The organism is Mucilaginibacter sabulilitoris, assembly GCF_034262375.1.
Classification (GTDB): Bacteria; Bacteroidota; Bacteroidia; order Sphingobacteriales; family Sphingobacteriaceae; genus Mucilaginibacter; species Mucilaginibacter sabulilitoris.
In genome coordinates, this window is record NZ_CP139558.1 from 5336242 (window position 1) to 5362811 (window position 26570).

Consider the following 26570-nt stretch of genomic DNA (forward strand, 5'->3'; position numbering starts at 1 on the left):
TCTATTCCTTGTGTAATTATTAAAACCGCCTGTACTCCTCGGTTAACTCAAATATTTTTTTTAGTATATTTTGTTCGGTTTCGTCAAACACCCTGTGTTCGCGACGGTCAAAAACTTTCCGGGCGGTTTCAAACATTTTATTAATGAGATATACTTCAAAACCTTGTGCTCCTCCCCATGCAAAATCAGGTACAAAATGGCGCGGAAAGCCAGATCCGAAAATATTGGCGCTTACCCCTACCACTGTACCGGTATTAAACATGGTATTAATACCACATTTAGCATGATCGGCCATGATAAGACCGCAAAACTGCAAACCCGTATTACGAAAATGTTGCGTACTGTAATCCCAGAGTTTAACATCCGCATAATTATTTTTAAGGTTGGAGTTATTGGAGTCGGCACCTATGTTGCACCATTCACCTAATACAGAGTTACCCAGGTAACCTTCGTGCCCTTTGGATGAATAGCCCCAGATCACGGCGTTATTCATTTCGCCGCCCACGCGCGAATATGGCCCAACTGTAGTGGCACCATATATTTTAGCCCCCATTTTAACCTGAGAATGTTCGCAAATGGCAAATGGCCCGCGAATGTGCGTACCTTCCCAAATCTCAGTATTGGCCGCTAAATAAATAGGGCCGTTGGTGGTGTTAAATGTTGAACAATCGGCTATAGCTCCTTCTTCGGCAAAAAAATCTTCGCCAATAATAGTATTGGTTGAACTTATAGTGCCGCTTTCACGGCCTTTGGTAAGCAGCTGAAAATCTTTCCGTAACTCTATATCATTCTTCCTGAAAACATCTTCAGGGTAACGGATAGAAACAAACGGATTGGAATATTCAACAACACTGCTAAACTCAGCTTCTGTTGCAAAATTGCCTGCATTAGTTTGGTTTAGTCTTACTGCCAGCAGCTGATCATTGTACTTGAGGGCCTGACCGGTTTGCAGCTTATTAACAGCATCCAATAAATCTTCATCCGGACAAACAGCTCCGTTGATAAACAAATTATCGGCTTCAATTTTAGCAGGAAACTTAACCCGTAAATAATCAAGCGTATGAAAAGAAAATTCCTGGTTTAAATATTTTGCCCACTTTTCGGCTATGGTAAGTATACCTATACGTAAATCGGCCACGGGGCGTGTATAAGTAAGGGGTAGCAGTGTTTGGTGTGCGTTATCGTCAAAAAGGATAATAGCCATGGCGCAAAAATAAAAAAAGTCCCCCGATACGTCGGGAGACTTGTAAATATTTTAATTAAACAACAATTATTTTTTGTTGTAACGTGTACGGAATTTATCGATACGTCCTGCAGTGTCAACCAGTTTCATTTTACCGGTATAGAAAGGGTGAGAAGTATGAGAAATTTCTAATTTCACTAATGGATACTCGTTACCGTCTTCCCATTTTACGGATTCACGGGTATCGATGCAAGATTTAGTTATGAAAGAGTAGTCGTTAGACATGTCTTTAAAAACAACTAATCTATAGTTTGATGGATGCAGATCTTTTTTCATTATATATAAATAAACTTACCTTCTGTACTTTTAAAAGAGGCGCAAATGTAATTAAAAAACTGAAAAGTAAAAAATCAAAAGTAAAAAGTTTTCCACTATTTAAATATCATAAAATCAGCGGTTATCAACACTCTGGCACAGTTCAACCAACACCCCGTTAGCGCTTTTAGGGTGCACAAAACATACCAGTTTATTATCGGCACCCAGCTTTGGCTTATCGCTCAGCAGCACAAAGCCCTCTTGCTTTAAACGCTGCATTTCGGCTTCAATATCATCCACATCAAAAGCTATATGGTGTATGCCTTCACCTTTTTTTGCTATAAATTTGGCTATGGCACTATCTTCATGAGTAGCCTGCAGCAATTCAATTTTGTTGGGCCCGGTTTGTAAAAAGGCTGTCTCCACCCCCTCCTGCTCCACACGTTCGGTCTTATAAACGGTGGTGTTTAATAACTTTTCATATATATCGCCTGCAATTTTAATATCACTTACCGCTATGCCAATATGCTCAACTTTATTCATGTCCAAATATTGTAAATTAATGGTCAGGTTTGATAATTTAGCCCTTGTTTTAAGTGAATTTCAATAAAAACTTGCGTATCTTTGTTTTGTTAATACATTTAGAATATGAATATCCCAATTTATTTAGATAATAATGCAACAACCCCGATGGATCCACGGGTTTTGGAAGCTATGTTACCTTATTTTAACGAAAAATTTGGTAATGCTGCCAGTCGTAACCATCCTTTTGGATGGGTGGCCGAAGAGGGTGTTGATTATGCACGTGAGCAAGTGGCCAAATTAATTGGCGCTTCTGATAAGGAGATCATTTTTACTTCGGGCGCTACCGAGTCAGATAACCTTGCCATTAAAGGTGTATTTGAAATGTATAAAGATAAAGGCAATCACATTATCACTACCGTTACAGAGCATAAAGCCGTGCTTGACGCTTGTAAACACGTGGAGAAATTGGGAGGAAGGGTTACTTATCTGCCGGTTAAAGAAGATGGCCTGATAGACCTTGCAGAGTTAGAAAAAAATATGACCTCGGAAACCATTCTGGTGTCTATCATGTATGGCAATAATGAAATTGGCGTAGTACAACCCATCAAAGAAATTGCGGCTATAGCGCACAAACATGGTGCGTTGTTCATGACAGATGCAACACAGGCGGTTGGTAAAATTCCGGTTGATGTTAATGCTGATGGTATTGACCTGCTGGCATTATCGGCACATAAAATATACGGACCTAAAGGCGTTGGCGCTTTATACGTACGCCGTAAAGGCCCACGTGTTAAAGTTACTGCCCAGATGGATGGCGGTGGTCACGAACGCGGTATGCGTTCTGGCACTTTAAACGTACCGGGTATTGTTGGCTTGGGTAAAGCCTGCGAACTTTGCGGTTTAGAAATGGAAAGCGAAGCAAAACGTCTTTCAGCTTTACGTGATAAACTACAGGCATCTTTAACCCAACTGGAAGAAAGCTATGTAAACGGTAACGTTGAACACCGTTTGCCACATGTAGCCAACATATCTTTCAAATATGTTGAAGGTGAAGGCTTAATGATGGCCATGAAAGATTTGGCTGTATCATCAGGTTCAGCATGTACTTCTGCCTCATTGGAGCCGTCATACGTGCTGAAAAGCCTGGGCTTGTCAGACGATCTGGCACATTCATCTATCCGTTTTGGATTAGGCAGGTTTACTACCGAAGAAGAGGTTGATTACGCTATTGAAGTAACCAAAAAAGCGGTTACCCACCTGCGCGAACTATCACCACTTTGGGAAATGTTTAAAGAGGGCATCGACCTTAACTCAATTGAGTGGGCAGAACATTAATCGTTAATAATAATATGCAGATGTGCAGATTTCAAATGTGCAATGTATCAAAAGATAAATATTACGAGTTTTGATTATCAATAATTCATTAACTCACTAATTCAATAATTAAAAGAAAATGGCATATTCAGATAAAGTAATCGATCACTATACTAACCCCCGCAACGTGGGCACTTTGGATAAAAGCAGCCACAAAGTTGGTACCGGCTTAGTTGGTGCGCCTGAGTGTGGCGACGTTATGCGCCTGCAAATTCAGGTTGATGATAACAATGTTATCACCGATGCAAAATTTAAAACTTTCGGATGCGGTTCAGCAATCGCTTCTTCATCATTAGCTACAGAGTGGTTAAAAGGCAAAAGTATTGACGATGCCATGAAAATTGACAACATGGACATTGTTGAAGAACTTGCACTGCCACCGGTAAAAATTCACTGCTCAGTATTAGCAGAAGACGCTATTAAAGCAGCTATTAATGATTTCCGCGTAAAAAATGGCTTAGCGCCAATTGAAAGCGAAAAAGTACATCATTAATTGGTAGCAAGTATCAAGTAGTTAGTATCAAGATATAATTGGTACTAATCTTGATTAGAATACTTGATACTAACTACTTGATACTAAAAAAGAATAAAAATGGTAACTGTAACTGATAAAGCAAAAAGTAAAATAGAACACCTCATGCAGGATTCAGCACTTGATGCGTCTTATTTTCTGCGTGTTTCTGTTCAGGGAGGTGGTTGCTCTGGTTTATCATACAATCTTGATTTTGATAACGAGGAAAAAAAAGGCGACCAGTTTTTTGAAGATAAAGGCATCCGCTTTGCGCTTGACATGAAATCGTTCCTGTACCTTGCCGGTACCGAGCTTGATTTTACCGACGGCCTTAACGGCAAGGGCTTTGCTTTTAATAACCCTAACGCAAGCCGTACCTGCGGCTGCGGCGAGAGCTTCTCTGTATAAAGGCAGCTTACTTTTTAACAATATTAACACCGGCCCCAATTAGGGCCGGTGTTGTTTTAAATTGATTTTCATAAAAATTTGTCATCCTAAGGCACGAAGGATCTTCTTCAACTATACAAATCACCTAACAGATTCTTCGCTACGCTCAGAATAACAAAAGGGCAAATTAAAACATACTCTCTACCCCATCCGGAGCTACCTGCTCAACACTCCAATGCTCGATTATCTTACCATCAGCAATGCGATATATTTCATAAAGCGCGAACAACTTCTCAGCACGTTTAAAGGACGATTGTACAGCGACAAAATCACCTTCGCCAATAATGCGGTATAACTTAGTATCGCGGGCCGGGTCATCGCTTAAATAATTACTCAGGCTTTTACCACTCTTAATTACCCCGAAGTCATGTTCAATATAATCATGATGAATAAAACCGGCAGCTGGTTGCTTATTGAAAACAGCGTTGTAGAAACCCTCAACTACATGCTTACTATCGACTGTTGTTGCACTTTCGTTAATTTCATTAATGCCATTGGTAGCGGTAACAGATAAGCCCGTTTGATCGGGTATTTCCTGTATCGCGTCCCAGTGTTCGGCCAGCATACCATCTTTTAGTTTAAAAAGATCAATAACCACCATGCGTTTACCCATAAACCGGATATCCAGATGGGTAACCACGAAATCGCCTTCCTGAATAGCCCTGATGATGGGAGATTTTGCCCCAGCAAGCGGAGCCGGCAGTGTTTTTAAATAATTGATCATTTCAGTAACGCCCGCCCTACCCTGTTTTACAGTTGGGTTATGCTGAATATAATCTTCGCGCACAAACTCCGGTATAAGCTCGGCCTTGCGCTGGCCAACAATCAGTTTATAAAACGACAATACTCTTTGTTTATTTGATGTGGTATCCATAATAGTATTTGCTTTAACGGCCGGGTATACGCGTACATAAGCGCAGCAAAACCCCCATGCCAATAGGTTTACAATTTTCATTACCTGTTCTAAAAAAATAAATGTTGTAAAAATTAGTTCGTGCGAAACACTGATGCTAAAAGCTCAGCATTTTTAGCAACCTGCTTAGCAGGCCGGATTTTTGGCAATCCTTCTTTGATATGTTGTAAAAATAATTATGGCTTAAAGATAGATTATTTTAGAGATAAGGATGAAAGATTTTGGGATAAAAGAATTGACTTAGCTATACGGCAAAGACTCGCCCGATCTGCGCTTCGCTGGATCACCCTCCTCTGCACCTGCGGCGCAAAGAGGGTTTAGGAATAAAAAACAAATAAAACGCGTCATTGCAGGTATGAAGCAAAAAGCCCCCTCTAAATCTCCCCTTGAGGGAGACATTAAAATACTTTTTTTAAGCCCTCTCCTTTGGAGAGGGTTGGGTGAGGCTTTCCACCTCGCAACGACGCGTGTTGAAATTTTAAAAACCCTCTTTATGGCGAAGCCAAAGGAGGGTCGTCCAGCGCAGCGATGCCGGGGTGAGTCTCTCCCCCCTATTCCTCTGCAGGGGTTACATAAAATCGGTTGTCGAAATTTACCAAAAACAGCTCGGTAGTAGCGCGGGTACAGGCGGTATAAAACCAGCGCAGAAAATCCATATTGATCATTTCTTCGGTAACATAGCCCTGGTCAACAAATACGGCATCCCATTGCCCGCCCTGGGCTTTGTGACAGGTAATGGCGTAGGCAAATTTTATTTGCAGCGCATTATAGTATGGATTGAGCTTTAATTCGTTATGCATAGCACGCTTATTGGCCAAATGCTCATAATCTTTCATCACCTCCAGGTAAAAACGCTTCTGATCGGCCTGTAAAAGGGCAGGCGAATCGGCATATAGCGTATCAAGCAATACCTTACAATCAAGCACCGGATCTTCGGCATAGTCAATAAACTCAATCTGTACGTCGGCAAAGCGAAACCCATACATATCCTCTATGCGGCGTACCTTTTTAATGCGGGCTATATCGCCATTGGCAATAAAGCCGGTGCTGCTCTCATCCTGATCCTGTAACCAGAAATAGTTGTTTTTAACCACCATGATCTGGTCGCCGCCGGTAAGTTCTTCCTCGCGATATAAAATCCTGTTCCTGATCTGACCGTTATATTGGTTAGCATTTTTGTTAGAGCGGCAAATAATGAGCGTACGGTCGTACCCATATTTCCGATAAGCATACTCCAACCCTTCAGAAAGCCGTTCACCTGTCATCCTGAAAACATCCTTATAACCTTTGGTAGTTATTTTCGGAGTAGTTATTTCCGTTTTACGGATAATGTCCCTGATACGGGTGGCATTATATAATATCCCAGAATTTTTTCCCTGCCGCAGCACATCGGTAAGTTCATAGCTAAATATGGTTACCCCAAATTTATCCTTCATGATTTTCTCATCTAGGGCAGGGCTGTTCTCAGAGCCCACAGGCGGCAATTGGGCGGTGTCACCCACTAATACCAGCTTACAATTTTTAGTGTTATATACGTATTTCAAAAGGTCGTACAGCAGCGATGCCCGATTGCTGCCATTAGGCTCGTCAGATATCATAGAGGCTTCGTCAACGATAAACAAAGTATCGCTGGCCAGGTTATCGGCAATGGAGAAACCCTCATCAATAGTTAAGGCCGATTTTTTGCGGTAAATGCGCTTATGTATGGTAAAAGCCTTCCGGCCAGAATAGTTGGTGATCACTTTAGCAGCCCGCCCCGTAGGCGCCAGCAAAACAGCCTTATATTTATATTGGCGCAAAGCCTTTACCAAAGCACCCAATACAGTGGTTTTACCTGTACCGGCATAGCCTTTTAATATAAAACACTCGTCGCCATCGTCGCTGATTAAAAACTCGTGCAGGCGATCAAACAACTCCAGTTGCTGGCCAGTTGGCTGATGCGGAAAAGCTTTTCGTATATGATCGGTTTCAGTCACCTTGCAAAAATGCTGATAAGTAATTTAATTAAGTAAGATTAGTTTTACATTTGACCATGGAATTTGATGAAAATAAAGACGAGGAAATTGAAGATAAATATTCGGAAGACGATTATGTAGATATTTATTCGAAAGGCGCCATATTAGGCTTTTCGGTTTTTTTTGGAGTTATATTTGGCGGCGTACTACTTATGCTCAATTTAAGGGCTGCCGGATATAAAAGAGCAGCCTGGCAGGTTTTGCTTTTTTCGGCCTTTTATCATATTCTTTCGGGCGTACTCATTAGTGCTACAGGTTTAAGGGTAAATGTAGCTGCTATAAAAGCTGGTGCAAGCGGTACGCCGTTGAACCCGGCAGATATGCAGACTGTTATATCCCTTTATGCCTTAACTTTGCTCATTAATTTAGCGGGTGGCCTGGTGCTAACAAGATATTTCTTCAAAAAATATTTCCCCGATAACGACTATTATCCAAAACCAATATGGACACCTCTATTAGTAGCTATACTGATTGCTATAGCAGCTTCTTATATTGTAAGAATAGGTTAAGGCATTTTTAGGCTATTTATAGAGTATCTGCCTAAAAATCATCTTAATAAAAATACTTAGAAGTTGGATTAATCAGGATTAACTGAGGGGTGGTTTATCTTAAAAAACCGTATAGGATTACAGCTGCAAGTATTACAAGTATCATTATTGCGTGTTTCAATACACTATCAAAAGATTCTTCCATTTTTTAAAATACTCCCGGATAAACCACACCGGGAGACACCTAACTTTAACTAATAAAACGATTATTGAATTTATACGGATGAGCTATTTTTTAAGTTGCAAATAATAAGTCTTGGGTTATTGGAGTTTTGGGGCCTAAACTTTCGGGTTATTCCCGATGCTCCAGTTTTCAAAATTGAATTTCGTCCTGATTTTGCCTCTTTCTGCATTTTTAGTATTGAAATGCATTAATACTTAAAAAATATTACTTTTGTTAAACTGGCATGAGCGAATACAATTATAACTACCATGATGATAACTTTAGCCTTGATGAGGCTCATGGTTATACTTTACTGATTCAAATAGAAAAAACATCGTTTTCATATGCGATAACCGATCAGGATAAGCTGGTGGCCTGTGCAGATATGCATCCGCTTGATGAATTAATTAACCCACAAGAACTGCTCGATCTTTTATCCGCCAATTACAAAAATGTGGTTATCGGTTTGCCGGCAAACGGCTTTACACTGGTACCCCAAGCCCTTTTTAATCACGAACGAGTAACCGATTTTGCCCGTTTTCTTGATGTAAAAGCAGGCGAAAAAATATCTGCCCAAATATTGGACAGCGATAATACCATTGTTTACAAAACTGATGAGGGCGTTGTAAATGCTGCCGAAGAGTTTGGACTGCGCAATACAGTATTTGCATCAAAAGGATGGATAACGGCTATCGCTCAAAATAACCCTGCCGATACAGATCTTTTTCTCCATATTAATAATGGGATTGCCGAGTTTACCGCTTTTAAAACCGGTAAATTACGCTTTTACAATAGGTTTGAATTTCAGAACAATGAGGAACTGACGTATTTTACAGCGTTGGTAACCCAGGAGCTTAACCTACAACCCGCAGATATCAGTGTTTATTTAAGCGGCGATATAGATGCTGACGGTGAAAGCATTGCGCGCCTGGCCGAGTTTTTTGGCAAGGTGGAGCTGAATAACCTGCAGGTTGTACAGATGCCGCGGGAAATAAATTCACACAAAGTATTGTCACTTGCCGCTCTATTTCTATGCGTATCATCGGAGGCAGTTTAAAGGGGCTTAGGCTCAATCCACCCAAAAACCTTCCGGTACGCCCCACAACTGATCTGGCAAAGGAGGCTCTTTTCAATATATTGCAAAATCAGATAGAATTTGAAGGTATTAAGGTGCTCGACCTGTTTAGCGGTACCGGCAATATATCTATGGAATTTGCATCAAGAGGCGCCGCACAGGTAATTTCTGTCGACCGTAGCATCCATTGTGTAAATTATTTAAAAGACGCTTCGCGACAGCATAAACTGGAGCAGATAAAGGTTTATAAGGAAGATGTTTTTAAATATCTGCAAATGGAAACCGAGCAATATGATCTCATATTTGCCGATCCGCCTTATGACCTCAACAAGATTCCCGAAATATCCAAAATAGTTTTTGAACGGAATATCCTAAAACCTGGCGCGTTACTGGTTGTGGAACACCAGTCTATGCAAAATTTGAGCAATCACCCGGCTTTTGTGGAGCAGCGTAAATATGGACATTCTTCCTTCTCATTTTTTCGGGCAGACGAGTAACCTGAAACACACAAACCAATATGGCAAACGATAAAGTAAAAGATCTTAAAACCGAAATCCTCTCGAACAATTGGTACACCCTCAAGAAAGTTACTTTTGACTTGCAACAAGCCGATGGGTCATGGAAAAACATGTCGCGCGAGGCTTATGACCGGGGCAATGGGGCGGTTATCCTGTTGTACAACAAAGCCAGTCAAAATGTGATACTCACCCGTCAGTTCAGGCTACCAACCTATATTAACGGCAACCCAGATGGTTATTTGATTGAATGCTGTGCCGGGCTGCTGGATGAAAACAACCCGGAAGACTGCATCCGAAAAGAAACTGAGGAAGAAACCGGCTATAAGGTTACCGATGTTAAAAAAATATTCGAGGCCTACATGTCACCGGGGTCCGTTACCGAAATCTTATACTTTTTCGTGGCCGAATATGCCAAAGACATGAAAATCAGCGATGGCGGCGGCCTGCCAGAGGAAACTGAACATATTGAAGTACTGGAGCTTCCGTTTACCGAAGCGTACGATATGATTGGTACCGGTGAGATAAAAGATGCTAAAACTATAATGCTGCTGCAATATGCTCAGCTAAACAATTTATTGAGTTAATTTTTGCCGATATATACCTATTTTTGAACTGTATAAACATCAACCTACCATGAAAATCGCTCTTTTCCCCGGCTCTTTTGATCCAGTTACCAAAGCTCATGTTGATATTGTAAAACGGTCTGTGGGTTTGTTTGACAAGGTTTATATTGGCATAGGCGCCAACAGCAGCAAACAAGGGCTCCTGAGCATCGAAACCCGCGAACAAATGCTTAGGGCGGTATTTAAACATGACGAGCGCATACACATAGTAGCTTATGAGGGCCTTACCGTAAACTTTTGCAAAAGCATTGGCGCTACTTACATGATCAGAGGGATACGTACCGTGTCTGACTTTGAATATGAAAAGGCGATAGCCCAGATGAACCACGCACTGGTACCTGATATTGAAAGCATTTTTATAGTAAGCAAACCAGGCTATTCATCCATAAGCTCAACCATAGTACGCGAAATTATGCGGCACAACGGCGATGTTGCCCAGTTTATTCCTAATGAGGCATTAATTTATTTGTAGCCAGTTTTTCTTTATGCAACACATCTAAAATAGATGGGAATGTATTATCGATAATTGGCTCGATATGCTCTTTTTCAAACCAGCGTACATCGGTAATACCTTCTTCTTTCTGGGGTTTTAATTTCTCTTTGCCCTTGCTCTCCATGTTAAACCAGTGCGTTTTTTTGAGCACCACTTCGCCACGATTGATATATACGTGGTAGGTTTTGCATATTTTGTCTTTTAGCTTGCTTACTTTAATGCCGCACTCCTCCTCTACCTCGCGCACAGCAGCTTCTTTCACTTTTTCATCTTTCTCAATTTTCCCTTTAGGCAGGTCCCATTTATCATTGCGGTAAATAAATAAATAATTGCCTGCAGGGTTCATTACAAGCCCGCCGGCAGCCTCAATAAGCGTTATATTTTTTATAACAGATTTTAAAAATGCTTTAGCGTCACCGCACTGTATGTAGAACAGTTTATTTTGATTTGCCAGTATCCAGGTGTAAATAATTCGCAAATCAAACGTCTCTGCGTCAAGCTTTTCATACTTTTCAGCCTTGGCAGGTTCGGATTCTGTTATCAGGATAACCTTTTCGTTAATATAAATTCTGTATTTTTGAGCCATGTTCAATAATAATGAGATCGAGCAGCAAGTAGCTGAATTCCTGCTGCAAATTAAAGCAATTAAATTACAACCTAACAATCCTTTTACATGGGCGTCGGGATGGAAATCGCCAATTTATTGCGATAACCGTGTTACACTATCTCATCCGTCTATCCGTACCTACATCAGGCAGCAATTAACGGCCGTTATACAAGAAAAATTTGGCAGTGTAGGCTGCATAGCCGGTGTGGCTACAGCAGGCATTCCGCAAGGGGCACTGGTAGCGCAGGACCTTGGCCTGCCTTTTATTTACGTACGTTCAAAACCAAAAGATCACGGAACCGGGAGTTTAATTGAAGGTGATATAACAACTACCACAGGAAAAAGAGTTGTGGTTATTGAAGACCTTATATCAACCGGAAAAAGCAGCCTCCAGGCCGTTGAGGATTTGAGAGCGGCAGGTTATGAAGTAGCTGGCCTTGCCGCCATATTTAGCTATGGCTTTGACATTGCCACCGAAAACTTTAAGCAAGCAAATTGCCCGTTTGTCACCTTATCAAACTATAATGCGTTAATTAAATACGCCGAAGAACATCAATATATAGCCGATAAAGACGTGGCTGTTTTAAAACAATGGCGTGAAAACCCATCAGCATGGGGACAAATAGCATCCAGTTAAAATTAGTTTTAAGTGATGAGTGGTAAGTTATTTTTCACCATACACTCAAAACTCAGTACCCATAACTTTCAACTCAAAGAAATGACCACCTTTACAAGTAATATCAGCATCAATAAACCCATAAATGAAGTTTATAATTTCTTGGCCGATTTTAATAATCACCAGAAACTGATGCCAGAAAATATACAGGAGTGGGAATCAACAGCCGACGAGGCTAATTTTAGTATTCAAAATATGGCTAAACTATCTTTGAAGGTAGAAAGCCGTATTCCGGATGAAGAAATAAGAATCATACCGGCAGCCAAACCGCCGTTTGACCTGGAAATAAAATGGTCGTTATCTTCTGATAACGACCATACCAATGTTCTCTTAACTATTAATGCAGATCTGAGCATGATGATGAAAATGCTCGCCTCGGGGCCCCTGCAAAAACTGGCCGATTATGAAACGCAAAGTTTAAGTGAGATATTAAACTAAGTACACATCAACCTTAAGTTAATAAACTTTTCTTTTCTGTATATTATTAATGGCTATTATAACATTTATAATAACCAAAGCGATAATTAGTACTCCCATGACTGTTATTATTTAATAATTGTATAAAATTGTTTAGTCAAAGGCTGTTCCATTTTTTCCGATTAGTTAATTATGCCGTAAAACGCTCTTAAAGGCATTTTCTACACTAAATATACTTATAATTTGGGCAATAATATACACAGCAGTGTCAATTAAGCTAACCACACTATATTCTTCAATCCCCAAATATCCCCAAACATAATGTGAGCTTTATGCGCCGGAAATGAAGTATTTACCGTATTTTTGCCGCAAATTACAGGTGCAGCATGATTACGGTATCCAATCTATCTTTACGTTACGGAAAACGGACTTTGTTTGAAGACGTTAACCTTAAGTTTTCTCAAGGCAATTGCTATGGCATTATTGGCGCCAACGGAGCAGGGAAATCAACTTTTCTGAAAATCCTTTCTGGCGACATTGACCCAACAAGCGGTTCGGTAAGCTTTACCCCCGGTGAGCGTATGGCCGTATTAAGCCAGAACCACTATGCTTTCGACGAATTTTCGGTTATTGAAACCGTTATGATGGGCTACAAAGAAATGTATGCCGTTATGAAGGAGAAAGATGCCATATACCTGAAAGAAGATTTCAGCGATGCCGATGGTGAGCGTGCGGGTGAACTGGAAAATTTGTTTGCTGAAATGGATGGCTGGAATGCCGAAAGCAACGCCGCTACCCTGTTAAGCAATCTGGGTATTAAAGAAGAATTTCATTACAAGCAGGTAAAGGATCTTGATAACACCCAAAAAGTACGTGTGTTATTAGCACAGGCACTTTTTGGTAAACCAGATATTTTATTACTGGATGAGCCTACCAACGATTTGGATATACATACCGTAAGCTGGCTGGAAGATTTCCTGGCCTCGTATGAAGCCATCGTATTAGTGGTATCGCACGACAGACACTTCCTGGATACGGTTTGTACCCACGTAGTTGACATCGATTTTGCTAAAATGACCATTTATACTGGTAACTATACGTTCTGGTATGAATCAAGCCAGCTGGCCTTAAAACAACGTGCCGACCAGAATAAAAAAGCAGAAGACCGTGTAAAGGAACTGCAAGAGTTTATCCGTCGTTTTAGCGCCAATGCTTCCAAATCCAAACAAGCTACCAGCCGTAAAAAAGCGCTTGATAAAATCAACCTCGACGAGATACAACCGTCAAACCGCAAATACCCTGGCATTATTTTCAATAACCTGGGTCGTGAAGCGGGCGATCAGATACTACAGGTTGAAAACCTGAGTAAAACCCTTAATGGCGAACTTTTATTTAACAATATCAGCTTCACAGTAAATAAAGGGGATAAGATTGCTATCCTGTCGCAAAACAGTTTGGCAACCACTGCCCTATACAATATTTTAACCGGCAGGGATACCGATTTTAAAGGCAACTTTAAATGGGGTGTTACCATTAACTCCGCAGACATCCCTATTGATAATGCCGATTATTTTAAAGGAAAAGACGAAAACCTTATTGACTGGCTGCGTGAATACTCACCGGGTGAAAAAGATGACCAGTTTATTCGTGGCTTTTTGGGCCGTATGTTGTTTTCGGGTGAGGAAGTATTGAAAAAAAGCAATGTATTATCGGGTGGCGAGAAAATGCGCTGCATGTTTAGCCGTATGATGCTGCAACAGGCCAACGTTTTAATGTTTGATGAGCCTACCAACCACCTCGACCTGGAATCGATCACTGCGCTTAATAATGGCATGAAAGATTTCAGGGGCACAATCTTGTTCACTTCGCGTGACCACGAGTTGGTAGAGACCGTAGCCAACCGTATTGTTGAGCTAACCCCGGGCGGCTATATAGATAAACTGATGACCTACGACGAATACATTAACAGCGACGTTGTACAGAAACAACGCGAAGATTTGTACGCTATGGTATAACTGTAAACAGTTTTTTTAAATAAAAAGGCATCTTTAAAGATGCCTTTTTATTTATATCTTATTCCTAACCTCTGGCCGGGGTAATATTTTAGGTTCAAAATGTTTCCTGGTTTTGATAATAACGGTCGGCTCATTATCTATAACCTTTGTATCGTTAACTTCGCCTATCTTTTTAGCTTCTTCTTTTAATTGCATTTTCAGCAGGTCGTCCTGGGGTTTCTGAATCCTGAAATACCATCCAAGTATTCCAAGTATGAACAGAAAAACACCAATAGCAAGCAAGGCATAAAAGTATAAATAGTACTCGGTGTACTTGCCGCTTAAATCAGTAATTTTTATATCTGTATCTTCCTTGTCTTTTGTTAAACCATCAGATATTGCAGTAAATAATAAGCTTGCATCATTAAATATGTGATTTTTTGATCTGGCTGTAACTCGTGCTAAAAAGTCCCGCACCTGCTTTTTTGCATCCTTTGGCTGGTTATTTATTATTGAGGCAACCCCTTTTTGAATTTCACGGTTAGCTATCTGAGGTAAAAGCCGGCTTAGTTGTTTTTTTATCTCTTCATTACTTTCATTTACTTTGAGCCTATCCAACAGCACTGTTATTTTTGTGTTGTCTTCATCTGAATAACTTAAAATATTATTAAATAACTTTCTGATATTTGTATTGGTAGTATCATAACTCATATCTGTTTTAAAACCCAGATACCAATCCCTGGTGTCTTTTGCGGTGAACGGGGTATCCGTTTCTTTTGCCAGGGAATAAGCTTTGTAGCTTTCCTGGTATTCTTTTTTCAGGGTGTCAATATTAGCCGATCGTTTTTTTAATGAATCGAGCCGGTGAAAGGTTTGTGATTTATCAAATTTATTTAAATGATTATCATTATAATAAAACGAGTAAACAATGAGTACAAGTCCAAACATAAAGCCAAACTTGTACAAGCTGTCGGTGGGAAACGGCAAATTAAACATAGTGTTAAGGTTTTGATTTATAGATAAATATAAATAAAACCCCACTCTAATCAGCGAATAAATGTAAAAAAGGCTAACCATTTCTGATTAACCTTCACAATACATTTTTGATATGCTTTCCTGACAGAATATTTTAACATTCGTCTTCACTCGTATTATTTGCTATGAAATAACCGAAGGCTGAACTTGCCACTAATGCTATTATTAAAGTAATCATAACTATTATTTTTAGGTAAATGTCTATTAATACCACAAAAAGAAGTTATTATAGTTTTATTGATTTTAATTATCACGAGTTTCATAACAAAAAAGGCCAATCATTGAAGAATAGCCCTTATTTATTCATAATTATTAAAAAAAATTAACTATAGTTTATTGTAGCTTTCTGTTAGGTTATTTTGGATTTGACCATACTGCAACAGCTATATGGGACGGTGAACCACTTTTCTTCAAGCTCATTTCCTGACATATCATAATACACAAAGCGAAACGTTTTGCCTTGCAACCCTCAAAAAAACAAGCTTAACATAAGATGAAATGATAAAAAAACTTAAAAAACCCGCTGTATTACAGCTAAATTTCGTTTATTTGCAACCCGGAAAAAAATAACCTGACTTGGTAGCTCAGCCGGTAGAGCAACTGACTCTTAATCAGTGGGTCGAGAGTTCGAGCCTCTCCCAGGTCACTTAAGGAGACAACACATAGGTGTTGCCTCCTTTTTTTATGCCCATAAGAAAATGATAACCACGTCATTAGGTCCCCACAAAAAAGAGTTCAAAATTTTCCGGTAAGACGTTATACTAATTTAAAGTATTTGCTATCTTTCATTGGCGATTTCGATCTTAGGTTCAAAAGACTTCTATTGTAAAATAAAACTTGCCGGGGCATAAGCACCAAGATCAAACACGAATCCATCCTTTACAACCTTAATTGGCTTTCCGCTTATTTCGCCACGAAGGTTTACTGGCGTGGCCTTGCGAAATGTTTTACCCACGGGTAGCGTAACGCTAACCATATCATTATTGCCTGCTTGTTCCCATAAGCGTAACAATGTCCCTTTATTATTATCGGGGTCTTCGCCGAAGGCCGTTATTAAAACACCAACCCTTGAAACTGAGATGCCGGTTTTACGGGCTGGTAATTTTCCGGCTTCACCTTCCGCCACACCTGTTAACAATGGTAATCGTGTTTCCCATCCATTTTGAGTTAGATTGTTAACTGTGTGAGTACCTTTATTAAGCGGCCATATACGCACGCTTTCGCTCCATGAACCTTCCTGCCATAGAGCGAAGTTGGTATTCCACATATTATTGTAAAGGTTTACAAAAACAGATGCAATGGTTGGCACATAATCCATCGAGTATTTCCACAACCCGGGTTCACCAAGGCTTAGTAATGGCGCATCCGCTGAAGCCAATGCCATACCCGATTTGTTGGCTTGGGTAATGGCGACTCCGGTAGCTGCAGCCATAAGGTACCTGTTCGTGCCGGGGATAATATCTATTGCAGGGTCAATTGGACCTCCCAAACGCCCTACTGTAAACTTCGGCTTCTCCACATTGAACGGAAAACATAGCCATCCACCTTCAGCTTGCTTATCAGACGTTTTTGAGTCCACAGCCCATTCAACATCTACATAAACAGCATTTCTCGGGAAGGTAAACTTCAACGTATATCCCTTTGCAAAGCCATCTGTTGTCACCGCCGTTAATGCGGCAATATCTGCAACGTTGGTGTGCGTAACCGCTATTTTCCAGGCATTTGGTGTGAACGCCAAATAAGGTATTTCTGATGCCTTTGGCATGCCGGGTTTACCAAAGTCGTTTAGTCCCCAACCATCCTTTACGCGGCTGTATGCGTTAAAAAATCTATCTACCTCATTGGTGCTAAAACGCTCATGCAAAAACTGCCCGATAGCATACCTTGATGATTGATCAACCAATTCACGACCGGTTGATTTTTCAATTAAAGAAGTGATACCTCCCTTTTTCAAATCAAAAACAACTTTAAAATAAGGGGTACTAAAACTTGTTGCTTCGTCCGTGGTAATGATTCCTTCCTTTAATTCATTGAAAGCGAAACTGGTGTACCCAGAAGCAGCCACCTCGTTCACGTAAAAATATTTTCCTTTTTCCCAGGGATTTTCGATCATCCCTGATCTTTTCCATGGCAAGGGGTTATATACCACCATACGTTTTCCTTGTTTGTTAACCGCAGCGGCCAATAAATCAAGATCAGTATGGAGCTCTTTGCTTACAATCTCATTGGTGTTACGGATGTACTGCCGCTTGTCATCATAAGAGCGAAGCCATTTTCGTTTACTTCCTGTTGCAGTATTATAGGCATCGCTATTTTTAAGCGCCGCATAATTTCCGTTTTCCGGAAGTGGTTCTGCAGCAGCTTCGTCCATCCATCTTTTCCATGCATCGCCATAGCTGTAACGAGGGCCGAATTCCGCATTCATGCCCCAGGTGTGTTCGGCATATAAAAGGCTCTGTTCGTAAGCTTTCGCCAGCTTTGCGGCAACAGGTGCAAGCGGGATGCCCCATGATTCCATCTGTGTGTGCAAGCCATCGAGCGTTGATTCCAATGGGCGGATATTCCTTGCCATTTTTGTTTCCTGCGGATTTGATTGTAGGCCATGGATCCAGGTATCGGGGCAATCTCCCTTTACAGTTGGCAGATCGGGTTTTTCGGCGAGCACAGCTTTAGCAAAATCGTCAAGTGTACCAAAGTGAATTTTTACACCGGGTAATTCTTTTGCAGCATAGGCAAGAAGTTTGTCAATTTCCGCTGAGGTTGGTGGGCCATGATTATCGCCTGTCATTTGCATGGCCAGGTAGTTCTTACAGGGCCAGTTTGGTGTTGGCTTTATGTCGGATCCATAAAGGGGGGTATAGTTGCATAATACTTTTGATCCATCGGCCCCTTCCCACCAGAACAGCTCGGGAAAACGTGGGTACTGGCTGGCGGGGTTACAGCCCAATTGCAAAAATTGTATGCCTGCATTTTTTAGTAAGGTTGGCAAGATCCAGGAATGGCTTGGTACATCTGTCATTTTTGCACTAATGGGTAACGGTAGACCGTATTTTCTTGCTACGGCTGAAGAAAACCCCACCCCCCTTACCAGATCTTCATAATCCAGCGACTCTGTATGCATGGTAAACGGAAGTGCGTGAACAACAATTGTTCCTTCCTTTATTGCTTTTTCAATTCTTGCTTTTCGTTCCGGTGTTTGTAACGGACCGAGTATTTGTGCCTGCAGGGGCCAGCCGGGAACCGTCCAGGCAAAGCGTTTTTCTTTTGGCTGCGTTCGGCTTTTTTCAATTACCGTCAATGCATTGTCCATCATTTCTTCCCTGTACCGTTTAAATACATTTTCAGGCAGATCAGTAAATCCCAAATCGAAATGGGTTTTAAACACTACCCATATATCGGTTACTTTTGGATTGATATTCTTTTTTTCAACAGCTTGCTGGGCATTAGCCGCAAACCCAAATAGTACAACAAAAAGAGAGTACAGTAATTTTTTTATTTTCATATAATTACATTTTTAAATCAAATAGCCTGCTTGCATTAAGGCACAAATTGTTTGGCGTTGCAGATTAGATATTTTACCAGGCTTTTATTTTTTTTTTACCGTTCTGTTTAATTTCAAAAGGACCTTTGCCATTCATCAATATTACCTGGCAAATTTTGCCTCAATAGTTATAAATCCCATTGCCGGAACGATAATTCCTTCCTCCGCCTCCTTATTGGTATTTTTATCACCATCAATTATGGTCAGCGATTCCGGTTTTCGGCTAAGCCAATCAACTTTTACCAACTCATCTTTTTCCGACACTGACCGAAGCCTCAACTGTGTATTATTCCCGATGCTATCAGTTTTAAGGATTGATATAAGTACCTTAGAGCTACCTTCTAAGGATAAAGGTGGCTTGCTCTCTATGTTCTTGTTTACAGGAGTGGCAATTAATGGCTGTGCTTGTTCAAGTCCAAAACGATTGGATAGCCCGGCATTATAGGCGGAGTTATGTGGAAGAATCCGGTAACGAAACTCTATTTTACCTTCCTGACTTAATGGATAATTGGTATGCCAATGATTATTTAAAGCCCATGAATAAATTGTGGCACTTGGATTAATATTTTTAATCCATTTTTTTGAATCGGTAGCGCTTCCTATAATATTCGCTGTCATATTTCCCACTTCAAAAACAGGGGCATCCAATGAACACCAGGTTACTCCTTTACCATTATTGGATATATCCAACCATCTTTGAAAACCTATCCAATTTCGGTTTGCACCCAATAGCATATCGGTGTCTATTTTCATTACTCCCCATGGGATATCAATCCGTATTATGGGATTATTGACATTAAACGCAAATCCAAAATGTATTCCCTCCTTTTTTAGGATGGCCTGTTTATCAACAATATTTTTAATTTCGAGATATGGGCGCCCAGCAATAATGGTAATCTCCCGCTTTAGGCTATTGCATCCTTCTGCTTGTGATTCCACCAAAATTGAAGCTATCACCGGGCCGTTTTCCTTAATTGATATTTTCACGTTAGAAGTACCGGTAGCTTTTTCCGGGCTATCATCGCCATGCAAGTACCGATAACTATTAAGATTACATGTAGCCTTTGTATCAACAAATTCCTTTGAATCATTGGTTAAACTGGATATATCACCCGTTTGTGAATCAATAACCACACGTACTACTCCATTATCCAATATATTGCCTTGTACAAGTTTCCCTGTATTGCTATATTTCTTATTTTTCAGAAAGTAATTTTTTGACCCAAAAGCAGGAATATCTTTGGCAAGAAAAACCAGTTCTCCAGTTGAAAGGCGTTGTGAAACGATTGTATTTCCCTGATCATCCCTTATACTATTAAAATTCTTACTTTGTTCATTAGAAATATGAACCAATCCGTCGCGCGCCCAGGAAAGGGTATTAAAAACACCTACAATTGGACTTACATTTTGATTAATTGAAGAAAATGCCGAACACATTAGTGATTTACTTCGGTCTTCAGCTTGCTGAAAATAGCCAAATTTAACGTTCAGAATATCATTGGTAATGGGTTGCTTAGAAGGATCGTTATAACACCAGGTATGTTCTGTACCCATACTTACATTTCTCCAGGCCTCCCTGATTTCCTGCCGTGGGGCCGCTTCTCCCGGACGCAGCATCGTCCAAAGCGTCTCATCCTGAATTAAACGTTCCTTTGAAGCCCGATTCATACTGGTTTGCTTTGCAGCAGTCCCCAGACCATCAGTCCAGTATTCGGTAAAATCGCCGGATAAAACCGGCAGTTGATCGCCATATTTTTTTTCAAATGATTGCATGATCTCTGTTGCACTGGCAATAACCAGATGCGGAAAGGCATAATCTTCGTTCCAGCTTTTAACAGCATCCGGCAAATCTGCATCAATTGGTGTATTATCAGCCATTGCCCAGGACATAGCGAAAATATCATAAGGATAGTAGTCTGATTTTTCCAGTTCTGGTAATTTTTCAGCAAGATACTGGTCAACAAAATGATCTCGTGGATGATCTGTTTTTACAATTTGTAATAATTTAGAAGTATCGGTCTGCCCAAGCATTTTTGGCCAGTAATCATGTCCTTTGGCCCTTTCCCCGGGAGTATAATTACCAGGCTGCAGAAAAAGAATTTTTGATTTACCATCAGGACCTTTCCACCAAAATGGTTTAAAACTCATTTTTGTAGAACGCCCGACCCTGTCGGACCCATTATTCATTGCAAGAATGTATTTAATACCTTGTCTTGCGGCAACAGGCACTATTCCCCACGACATACCTGGAACGTCTACCTGAACATACGTTTCGATTTTTCTTTCGGTTAATTTTTCAAGTTCCCTGCTATGACCAAGAAATTCAAACATTTCTTCATCCGCCGCTGCGCTTGTATTGGTGTTGACATAACTGGCATCCAAATGTAGGTAGCCTTTTTGCACAGCATCAATGATATACTGTTTTTGATCAGGAGTGGCTCTTTTAAGAAATCTTTCCACAGGCCATAGTACTTCCGGATTCCACAAATAGCGAGAATCTTTAGGATAATTAGCCGTTTTTTTTGCCAACTCAATACCATTGATCAGATTTCTTCTGTGTATAGTTTCTACGTTGGCCTGTGTATTGGTATAGCCTATATCAACATGCGAGTGCGGATAAATGTAAACGGTCCATTGTCGCAGTGCCGGAACCATGATCGAGCCCTTTAGTTCTCTAGTCCCTCGTTTAAGAATGAATTTCGCCACCCCATCAGATTTTACACTTGCGCCAGATGGAAGTAATACAGCCATGCTGTCAATCCCATTTGTAGTACTTATCCGTGCTATCTCTTTTTTTCCATTAAATTCAACTTCAATTGTTCCTTTGCCCGAAAACTTAGTTCCCCCAAAATACAACATAATCTCTCTCCCTGGATTCCCATCAGGACGATGCCGATAAAAGGATTGCACTTTAAAATCCAAAGCTTTAGGGAAATCCTTTTCAAATAGCAAAGCCGGTTTGTGTTTTGTACTACTCTTAGCCCATAAAATGGGCGTGCTCAATAAGAGGACAACGAAAACATATGAGCTTTTTGAGATAATTCTTTTGTTCCTCATTTAATTAATATTTTTTTAGTTTAGAAATGGTTTCTAAATAGAGACCATTTTGACATCATTTATTGTAACCTAATTTGTTTGACAGCTATATCTTTTGCTAAGGAAAATTCCGTTACCAAGCAACCACACTGTCATAATTAAAGAATTGGTTGCGAGATAGTCTAAACCCGCCCAAATAGATCCAGGAAATAATAAGCTTTATATGTACAAACATATGAACATATAATTTAATTCCAAATTTATTAAAAGATATAGTCAAATACCCCTAATTGTAGTGAAGATTCCTTTATATTCCTATATCATCTTTAATGCTGCGTTCATAAACCCTAATGTATAAGCCATCCCCGCATGCCAGGGTGCATCACACGAAATTTGTGGGCTGTGATCCGGGATCAATACCCCTTTAAAATTCTTACTTTTTAAAATTTTCAATATTTTGAACATATCAATATCTCCTTCATCAACAAATACTTCCCTGTAGTGCGGTGCTTTACCTTTTACATTCCTAAAATGGATATAGGCAATATGATCTGCATATTGTTCTGTAGCCTGATAGACATCTCCTTCGGTCATCTCGGCGATAGATCCCAAACAAAATTCTAAAGCATTCGATTTTGAGGGCTTAATATTTAATAGCTTTTGATACATATCAGGCTGATACACCAACCTCGGGGTACCCCTCAGCACAGGCACGGGTGGGTCATCCGGATGGGCGGCGAGTACTACGCCCGCCTCTTCTGCTACCGGAACCAACTCATCCAAAAAATAATTCAGTCTTGACCATAGCTCGTGATGCGTTATCGATTGCATATATCCTTTTTCAGCATTGGTTTCATAGACCATATTCCATACCATCCCATTTGGAATCGGTCTGTCATCTATTCCATCCATTCCTACAGAAGTAGCCTTTCCGCGTGCGAATCCTCCGGTTATGCGGCTGCTTACACCTGCGAGGCTGAAGTTATAACCCATTATGGGAATCCCCGCTTTCCCAACATTCCTGATGATCTGCTTCACATCTTCCATTTGTTGCTTTTTGCGGGGTCCGTCTAATAAAATATCATGCCAGTTTGCGGGGTCAAAATTTTCAATGGCTTCTAATTCAAGGCCTGAGCTATTTATTTCTCTTTTTAAATCCAACAACTCTTCCACTGACCAAATCTTATCAGGGTCGCCAGCTTTCCCCCAGCCCGAGCCGTCACCTATCGGCTGATCATTATTGCTTATTTGATTCCCTTTATTAAAATAATCTACCAGGTGCACAATCAAATGCGTACACCCACATTGTTTGGCAAAATCAAAATGCTGTTTATTCAGCATATGTTTATATAAACCCAATCCTAATTTCATAGTTGTATTTCCTAAGATCAAAAACGACACTTAAAGTATCCCGTATTTCTTAAAGGCATCGGTGCTGGACATCCCATTTTCTATTTCCTTTCGTACCAGTTTTTCTCCACGCGCTTTGATAAGTGCCTTATTTACGACTTCCACTTCATATTTAGCCGGAATAACAAGTACCCCATCTAAATCCCCAAAGATCAAATCACCAGGCTTTATCCAAACATCACCCATCTGGATATCACAATTATAATCAGCAACCTGTGTCCTGACACCAGAGTCCTGGGCGTATCTTCCCCTGCTGAAAACCGGCCAGTGCTGCTCCATCACTTTTTCGGAGTCCCGGTAAAATCCATTAATGACGGCCCCTACAGCGCCTCTCTTTTTTGCGGTTGCTGTAAGTATTTCTCCCCAGTAAGCGCAGCGCATGTCACCACCGGTTGCCACATAAATTTCGCCTTCTTTTAACTGATCGAGAGCTTCTGTAAGCTTGCCAAACGGCTGTTTTTGCGGGCCATATACATCGATCATCAATACCGTCATAGCCCTGCCGATAAGCTTATCTCCATCATTGACCGGTTTGATGGGCTGTGGCAGAAACTGATGATAACAGCCCAATTCATCAAGTATATCTCCCACAACAGGTGTGTACAATTCTCTTTTGAAGAGCTCAATTAGCTGTGCATCATTTTTCCAGATCGGATTGTTATTATTATTATTATTGGGTTCCATTATTTGTTATATCTTTTGAATTTCTGGTAAAAAAGTATTTGATTGAACAGTTATTTTAAGGCAGATTGAATAATATCGAACAAATCAATCTTCTCATTGTCGTTTAAGGGCACATAAATACAATCGTGAACATGCGTATTGCTATTCTCAACAATGATTAGCTCCGCGTCAGTATCCATAGCTATATTGTGCCAGGTATTAGCCTTGATGTTATAGGTAATTCCAGGCTGCATTTTAAGACAGTAAAAAGAATAGGCATTTCCATTACGCTCTGCTGCTATCAATACCGCCGTCCCTTTTAGCAGGATAAATACCTCATCTGTCTGCGTATGTTTATCGATCTTAACAATGTCTGTAAAACCCTGGCCCGGCATGTAATTTAATTTCGCCACCTGCCAGTTATCCCGAATCAAAAAGGGATCATAACCCTCTCCTTTGTATATGTACGTTTCGATTAACATTTTCTGTCTTTATTTCTTTGGCCTGGGATCATAAGGAATTGTGCTTTCTTTATATCCCCCATCAATATATATTTCTGTCGCAGTATAGTAGGCCGCTTTATCACTGGCCAGAAATGCACAGGTCCATGCCACATCATCAACAAGTCCAACTCTACCCAAAGGGATCCAGTTATTAAATTTCTCTCTGCCGAATTTATCGATCTCCTCCCTGTTCATTTCAGTTTCTATGGCTCCGGGAGAGACGGAAACTACGCGAATGTTACGTTCAGCTAATTCGAGCGCAAGGCACTTTGTCATCATATTTAATCCTGCTTTAGCAGCGCAATAATGGATCAGCCCTTTTCTGGGTACTTTATCATGAATAGATGAAATATTGATGATAACACCACTGTTTTGATCTACCATTCTTTTACCTGCCTCTTGTGAACAGATAAATGCGCCCCGTAAATCAACATTGAATACCCTGTCCCAATCATCCAAATTCAGGTGCAGGGCATGCTCTATTGTTTCACAGGCAGCATTATTCACTAAAATATCGATCCCGCCCAAAACCTGATCAGCAAATTCAAACATCGCTACAACGGATGCCTGATCAGCAACATCCGTACGAAAACAAGATGCCTTTACCCCATATAAAGTCTTCAAATCGCTTACCACCGCTTCTGCTGCCTGCTGATCATGAAGATAATTGACCAATATATCTGCGCCGCAAGCAGCCATGGCATGGCATATCCCCGCGCCAATGCCTTGGCTCGCCCCGGTGACGAGAACTCTTTTATTTTTTAAATCGATACTGTTATTTATCATATTTTTTAATTATCAATTTGATCAAATGCTCAACCATTTAGGGTAATCAGATAAAACGAGGCAGCCGTCAGCTGTAATTAAAACATTATCCTCAATTCTTACCCCGCCATTAATTTCCATTCCATAAATACCAGGTTCAACGGTCAATAACATTCCTTCCTCTAAAACACCAACCGAACCTGGCGATAAAGTTGGCCCCGGATCGTGATACCTGAAGCCGACATGATGCCCCAACGCATGATTGTAGAGATGACCGAAACCTGCTTTATCAATATACGTTCTGGCAGCAGCATCAACTTCTCCCATTTTAACACCTGGTTTCATCATGGATATGGCCAATTGCTGTGCTTCAAAAACCGTATTGAAAATTTTTTTTTGATGGTCAGACACTACACTTGTTTGCCCGGTATGGGTAATATCAGCCCAGTAACCATTTACACAAACACTCATTTCCAGCATTATCATTTCGCTTTCTTCCAGTATTCTCCCGGTCGTTCTGTTAAATCTGCCCCCAAAGGCAGCATTAACACCGGATTGGATCAGGGGCCACGCTTTTGCAAAGTGAGCCCCGTTTTTACCGGTCATGGTCTGCACTTCCATTTCTATTGCTGATGCAATAATCGCTTCGGAATTACCAACTTTTAGATTATTGTAGAATGTTTGTATGGCCATAGCTGCAACTTCATGAACAAGTTTCAAACACCTTACATCTTCCTCATTTTTATATAAATAGAGTTTCAGCAAATCGTTAGTCACATCATTAAAACCGGAATCACTTAAGCCAAGCAATTGTTCAATCAGATCATAAGGCAAATGAGGCTGCTCGCCCGACATTCTGCAAGGGGCAGTGCCTCCAATATTTTTTATAAAAGAAACCGGATATTTATTCAGCCCTCTTTTACCTATTAAATCTTTAAGCTGACTAAATAAATCCTTCCATGGATCAGCACAATTAATGTTTCCCCATGGGAATTTTCTTATTTCTATATTACCTGGCAGGATATCATCCGGTTCCAGCTCAGGAACAAATAAAACCGGTGCATCATCTCTTGTATATACCAGGAATGACAGGCCCCACTGGGGCATATATCCCAAAGCAAGCACCAGTTCGTCGGGTCTCCAAAAAACAAGAGCTCCAAGTGAATGTTGTTTTATAATTTGCTGAAACATCAGGCGTTTTTGCACATTCATTTCGATCG

25 protein-coding genes and 1 tRNA gene are annotated in these 26570 nt (G+C 40.5%); 12 read left to right on the forward strand and 14 right to left on the reverse strand.

Features of this window, described 5'->3' with window-relative positions; genetic code table 11:
- Positions 1-19: 19 nt before the first annotated feature.
- From SNE25_RS22940 to mce, 3 genes are all read right to left on the reverse strand, one after another.
- Positions 20-1204, reverse strand: coding sequence for a GlmU family protein (locus SNE25_RS22940; protein WP_321561346.1), 1185 nt, complete (start codon positions 1202-1204; stop codon positions 20-22).
- Between the two features lie 66 nt (positions 1205-1270).
- Positions 1271-1519, reverse strand: a complete 249-nt coding sequence (locus SNE25_RS22945; protein WP_076378181.1) for a type B 50S ribosomal protein L31 — start codon at positions 1517-1519, stop codon at positions 1271-1273.
- 114 nt (positions 1520-1633) lie between these two features.
- Positions 1634-2041, reverse strand: a complete 408-nt coding sequence (mce, locus tag SNE25_RS22950) for a methylmalonyl-CoA epimerase (protein ID WP_321561347.1) — start codon at positions 2039-2041, stop codon at positions 1634-1636.
- Positions 2042-2146: 105 nt separating this feature from the next.
- Here mce and SNE25_RS22955 point away from each other — a divergent pair, with 105 nt between their 5' ends.
- The 3 genes from SNE25_RS22955 (at position 2147) to SNE25_RS22965 (ending at position 4316) form a co-directional block, all read left to right on the forward strand.
- A complete protein-coding gene (locus SNE25_RS22955; protein ID WP_321561348.1) occupies positions 2147-3358 on the forward strand; it encodes an IscS subfamily cysteine desulfurase in 1212 nt (403 codons plus the stop codon).
- 118 nt (positions 3359-3476) lie between these two features.
- Complete coding sequence (iscU, locus tag SNE25_RS22960; RefSeq protein WP_076378185.1) at positions 3477-3890, forward strand: Fe-S cluster assembly scaffold IscU; 414 nt, start codon at positions 3477-3479, stop codon at positions 3888-3890.
- Between the two features lie 99 nt (positions 3891-3989).
- Positions 3990-4316 (forward strand): HesB/IscA family protein, encoded by a 327-nt coding sequence (locus SNE25_RS22965; protein ID WP_321561349.1) that lies wholly within the window; start codon positions 3990-3992, stop codon positions 4314-4316.
- A gap of 166 nt (positions 4317-4482) precedes the next feature.
- Here SNE25_RS22965 and SNE25_RS22970 read toward each other — a convergent pair whose 3' ends face one another.
- Positions 4483-5310, reverse strand: a complete 828-nt coding sequence (locus SNE25_RS22970) for a nuclear transport factor 2 family protein (RefSeq protein ID WP_321561350.1) — start codon at positions 5308-5310, stop codon at positions 4483-4485.
- Between the two features lie 509 nt (positions 5311-5819).
- Positions 5820-7244, reverse strand: coding sequence for an ATP-dependent DNA helicase (locus SNE25_RS22975; RefSeq protein ID WP_321561351.1), 1425 nt, complete (start codon positions 7242-7244; stop codon positions 5820-5822).
- A gap of 56 nt (positions 7245-7300) precedes the next feature.
- Here SNE25_RS22975 and SNE25_RS22980 point away from each other — a divergent pair, with 56 nt between their 5' ends.
- From SNE25_RS22980 to coaD, 5 genes are all read left to right on the forward strand, one after another.
- Positions 7301-7792, forward strand: a complete 492-nt coding sequence (locus SNE25_RS22980; protein ID WP_321561352.1) for a hypothetical protein — start codon at positions 7301-7303, stop codon at positions 7790-7792.
- Positions 7793-8238: 446 nt separating this feature from the next.
- Positions 8239-9051 carry a DUF3822 family protein gene (locus tag SNE25_RS22985; RefSeq protein ID WP_321561353.1) on the forward strand — a complete coding sequence of 271 codons (813 nt, stop codon included), beginning with the start codon at positions 8239-8241 and terminating at the stop codon, positions 9049-9051.
- Positions 9027-9566 carry a 16S rRNA (guanine(966)-N(2))-methyltransferase RsmD gene (gene rsmD, locus SNE25_RS22990; protein ID WP_321561354.1) on the forward strand — a complete coding sequence of 180 codons (540 nt, stop codon included), beginning with the start codon at positions 9027-9029 and terminating at the stop codon, positions 9564-9566. The genes SNE25_RS22985 and rsmD overlap by 25 nt, the downstream gene beginning before the upstream one ends.
- A 20-nt stretch (positions 9567-9586) precedes the next feature.
- Entirely contained in the window at positions 9587-10171 is a 585-nt protein-coding gene (gene nudK / locus SNE25_RS22995; protein ID WP_321561355.1) for a GDP-mannose pyrophosphatase NudK, read from the forward strand.
- Between the two features lie 49 nt (positions 10172-10220).
- Positions 10221-10682, forward strand: coding sequence for a pantetheine-phosphate adenylyltransferase (gene coaD / locus SNE25_RS23000; RefSeq protein WP_321561356.1), 462 nt, complete (start codon positions 10221-10223; stop codon positions 10680-10682).
- Here coaD and SNE25_RS23005 read toward each other — a convergent pair.
- Positions 10657-11289, reverse strand: a complete 633-nt coding sequence (locus SNE25_RS23005; RefSeq protein ID WP_321561357.1) for an NUDIX hydrolase — start codon at positions 11287-11289, stop codon at positions 10657-10659. The genes coaD and SNE25_RS23005 overlap by 26 nt on opposite strands.
- Between SNE25_RS23005 and pyrE the strand changes: the two genes are divergently transcribed.
- The 3 genes from pyrE (at position 11288) to SNE25_RS23020 (ending at position 14418) form a co-directional block, all read left to right on the forward strand.
- Positions 11288-11947, forward strand: coding sequence for an orotate phosphoribosyltransferase (gene pyrE / locus SNE25_RS23010; protein WP_321561358.1), 660 nt, complete (start codon positions 11288-11290; stop codon positions 11945-11947). The two genes, SNE25_RS23005 and pyrE, sit on opposite strands and share 2 nt — an antisense overlap.
- 81 nt (positions 11948-12028) lie before the next feature.
- Positions 12029-12424 carry an SRPBCC family protein gene (locus SNE25_RS23015; protein ID WP_321561359.1) on the forward strand — a complete coding sequence of 132 codons (396 nt, stop codon included), beginning with the start codon at positions 12029-12031 and terminating at the stop codon, positions 12422-12424.
- A gap of 365 nt (positions 12425-12789) precedes the next feature.
- Positions 12790-14418: an ABC-F family ATP-binding cassette domain-containing protein gene (locus SNE25_RS23020; RefSeq protein WP_321561360.1), complete on the forward strand. Its 1629-nt coding sequence runs from the start codon at positions 12790-12792 to the stop codon at positions 14416-14418.
- A gap of 51 nt (positions 14419-14469) precedes the next feature.
- On the opposite strand, the gene SNE25_RS23025 is transcribed toward SNE25_RS23020, so the two are convergent.
- A complete protein-coding gene (locus SNE25_RS23025; RefSeq protein ID WP_321561361.1) occupies positions 14470-15393 on the reverse strand; it encodes a hypothetical protein in 924 nt (307 codons plus the stop codon).
- A gap of 612 nt (positions 15394-16005) precedes the next feature.
- On the opposite strand from SNE25_RS23025, the gene SNE25_RS23030 reads away from it, so the two are divergent.
- A tRNA-Lys gene (locus SNE25_RS23030) sits at positions 16006-16078 on the forward strand.
- A 174-nt stretch (positions 16079-16252) separates the two neighbouring features.
- On the opposite strand, the gene SNE25_RS23035 is transcribed toward SNE25_RS23030, so the two are convergent.
- The 7 genes from SNE25_RS23035 to SNE25_RS23065 form a co-directional block, all read right to left on the reverse strand.
- Complete coding sequence (locus tag SNE25_RS23035) at positions 16253-18934, reverse strand: DUF5054 domain-containing protein (protein ID WP_321561362.1); 2682 nt, start codon at positions 18932-18934, stop codon at positions 16253-16255.
- Between the two features lie 141 nt (positions 18935-19075).
- Positions 19076-21925 (reverse strand): glycoside hydrolase family 38 N-terminal domain-containing protein, encoded by a 2850-nt coding sequence (locus tag SNE25_RS23040; RefSeq protein ID WP_321561363.1) that lies wholly within the window; start codon positions 21923-21925, stop codon positions 19076-19078.
- A gap of 399 nt (positions 21926-22324) precedes the next feature.
- On the reverse strand, positions 22325-23380 hold the full coding sequence (locus SNE25_RS23045; protein ID WP_321561364.1) for a mannonate dehydratase: 1056 nt from the start codon (positions 23378-23380) through the stop codon (positions 22325-22327).
- Between the two features lie 30 nt (positions 23381-23410).
- Positions 23411-24103, reverse strand: a complete 693-nt coding sequence (locus SNE25_RS23050; protein WP_321561365.1) for an RraA family protein — start codon at positions 24101-24103, stop codon at positions 23411-23413.
- A gap of 50 nt (positions 24104-24153) precedes the next feature.
- Positions 24154-24564, reverse strand: a complete 411-nt coding sequence (locus tag SNE25_RS23055) for a hypothetical protein (RefSeq protein ID WP_321561366.1) — start codon at positions 24562-24564, stop codon at positions 24154-24156.
- A 9-nt stretch (positions 24565-24573) separates the two neighbouring features.
- Positions 24574-25371 (reverse strand): SDR family NAD(P)-dependent oxidoreductase, encoded by a 798-nt coding sequence (locus SNE25_RS23060; RefSeq protein WP_321561367.1) that lies wholly within the window; start codon positions 25369-25371, stop codon positions 24574-24576.
- Positions 25372-25392: 21 nt separating this feature from the next.
- A complete protein-coding gene (locus tag SNE25_RS23065) occupies positions 25393-26562 on the reverse strand; it encodes a M24 family metallopeptidase (protein ID WP_321561368.1) in 1170 nt (389 codons plus the stop codon).
- Positions 26563-26570 lie beyond the last annotated feature (8 nt).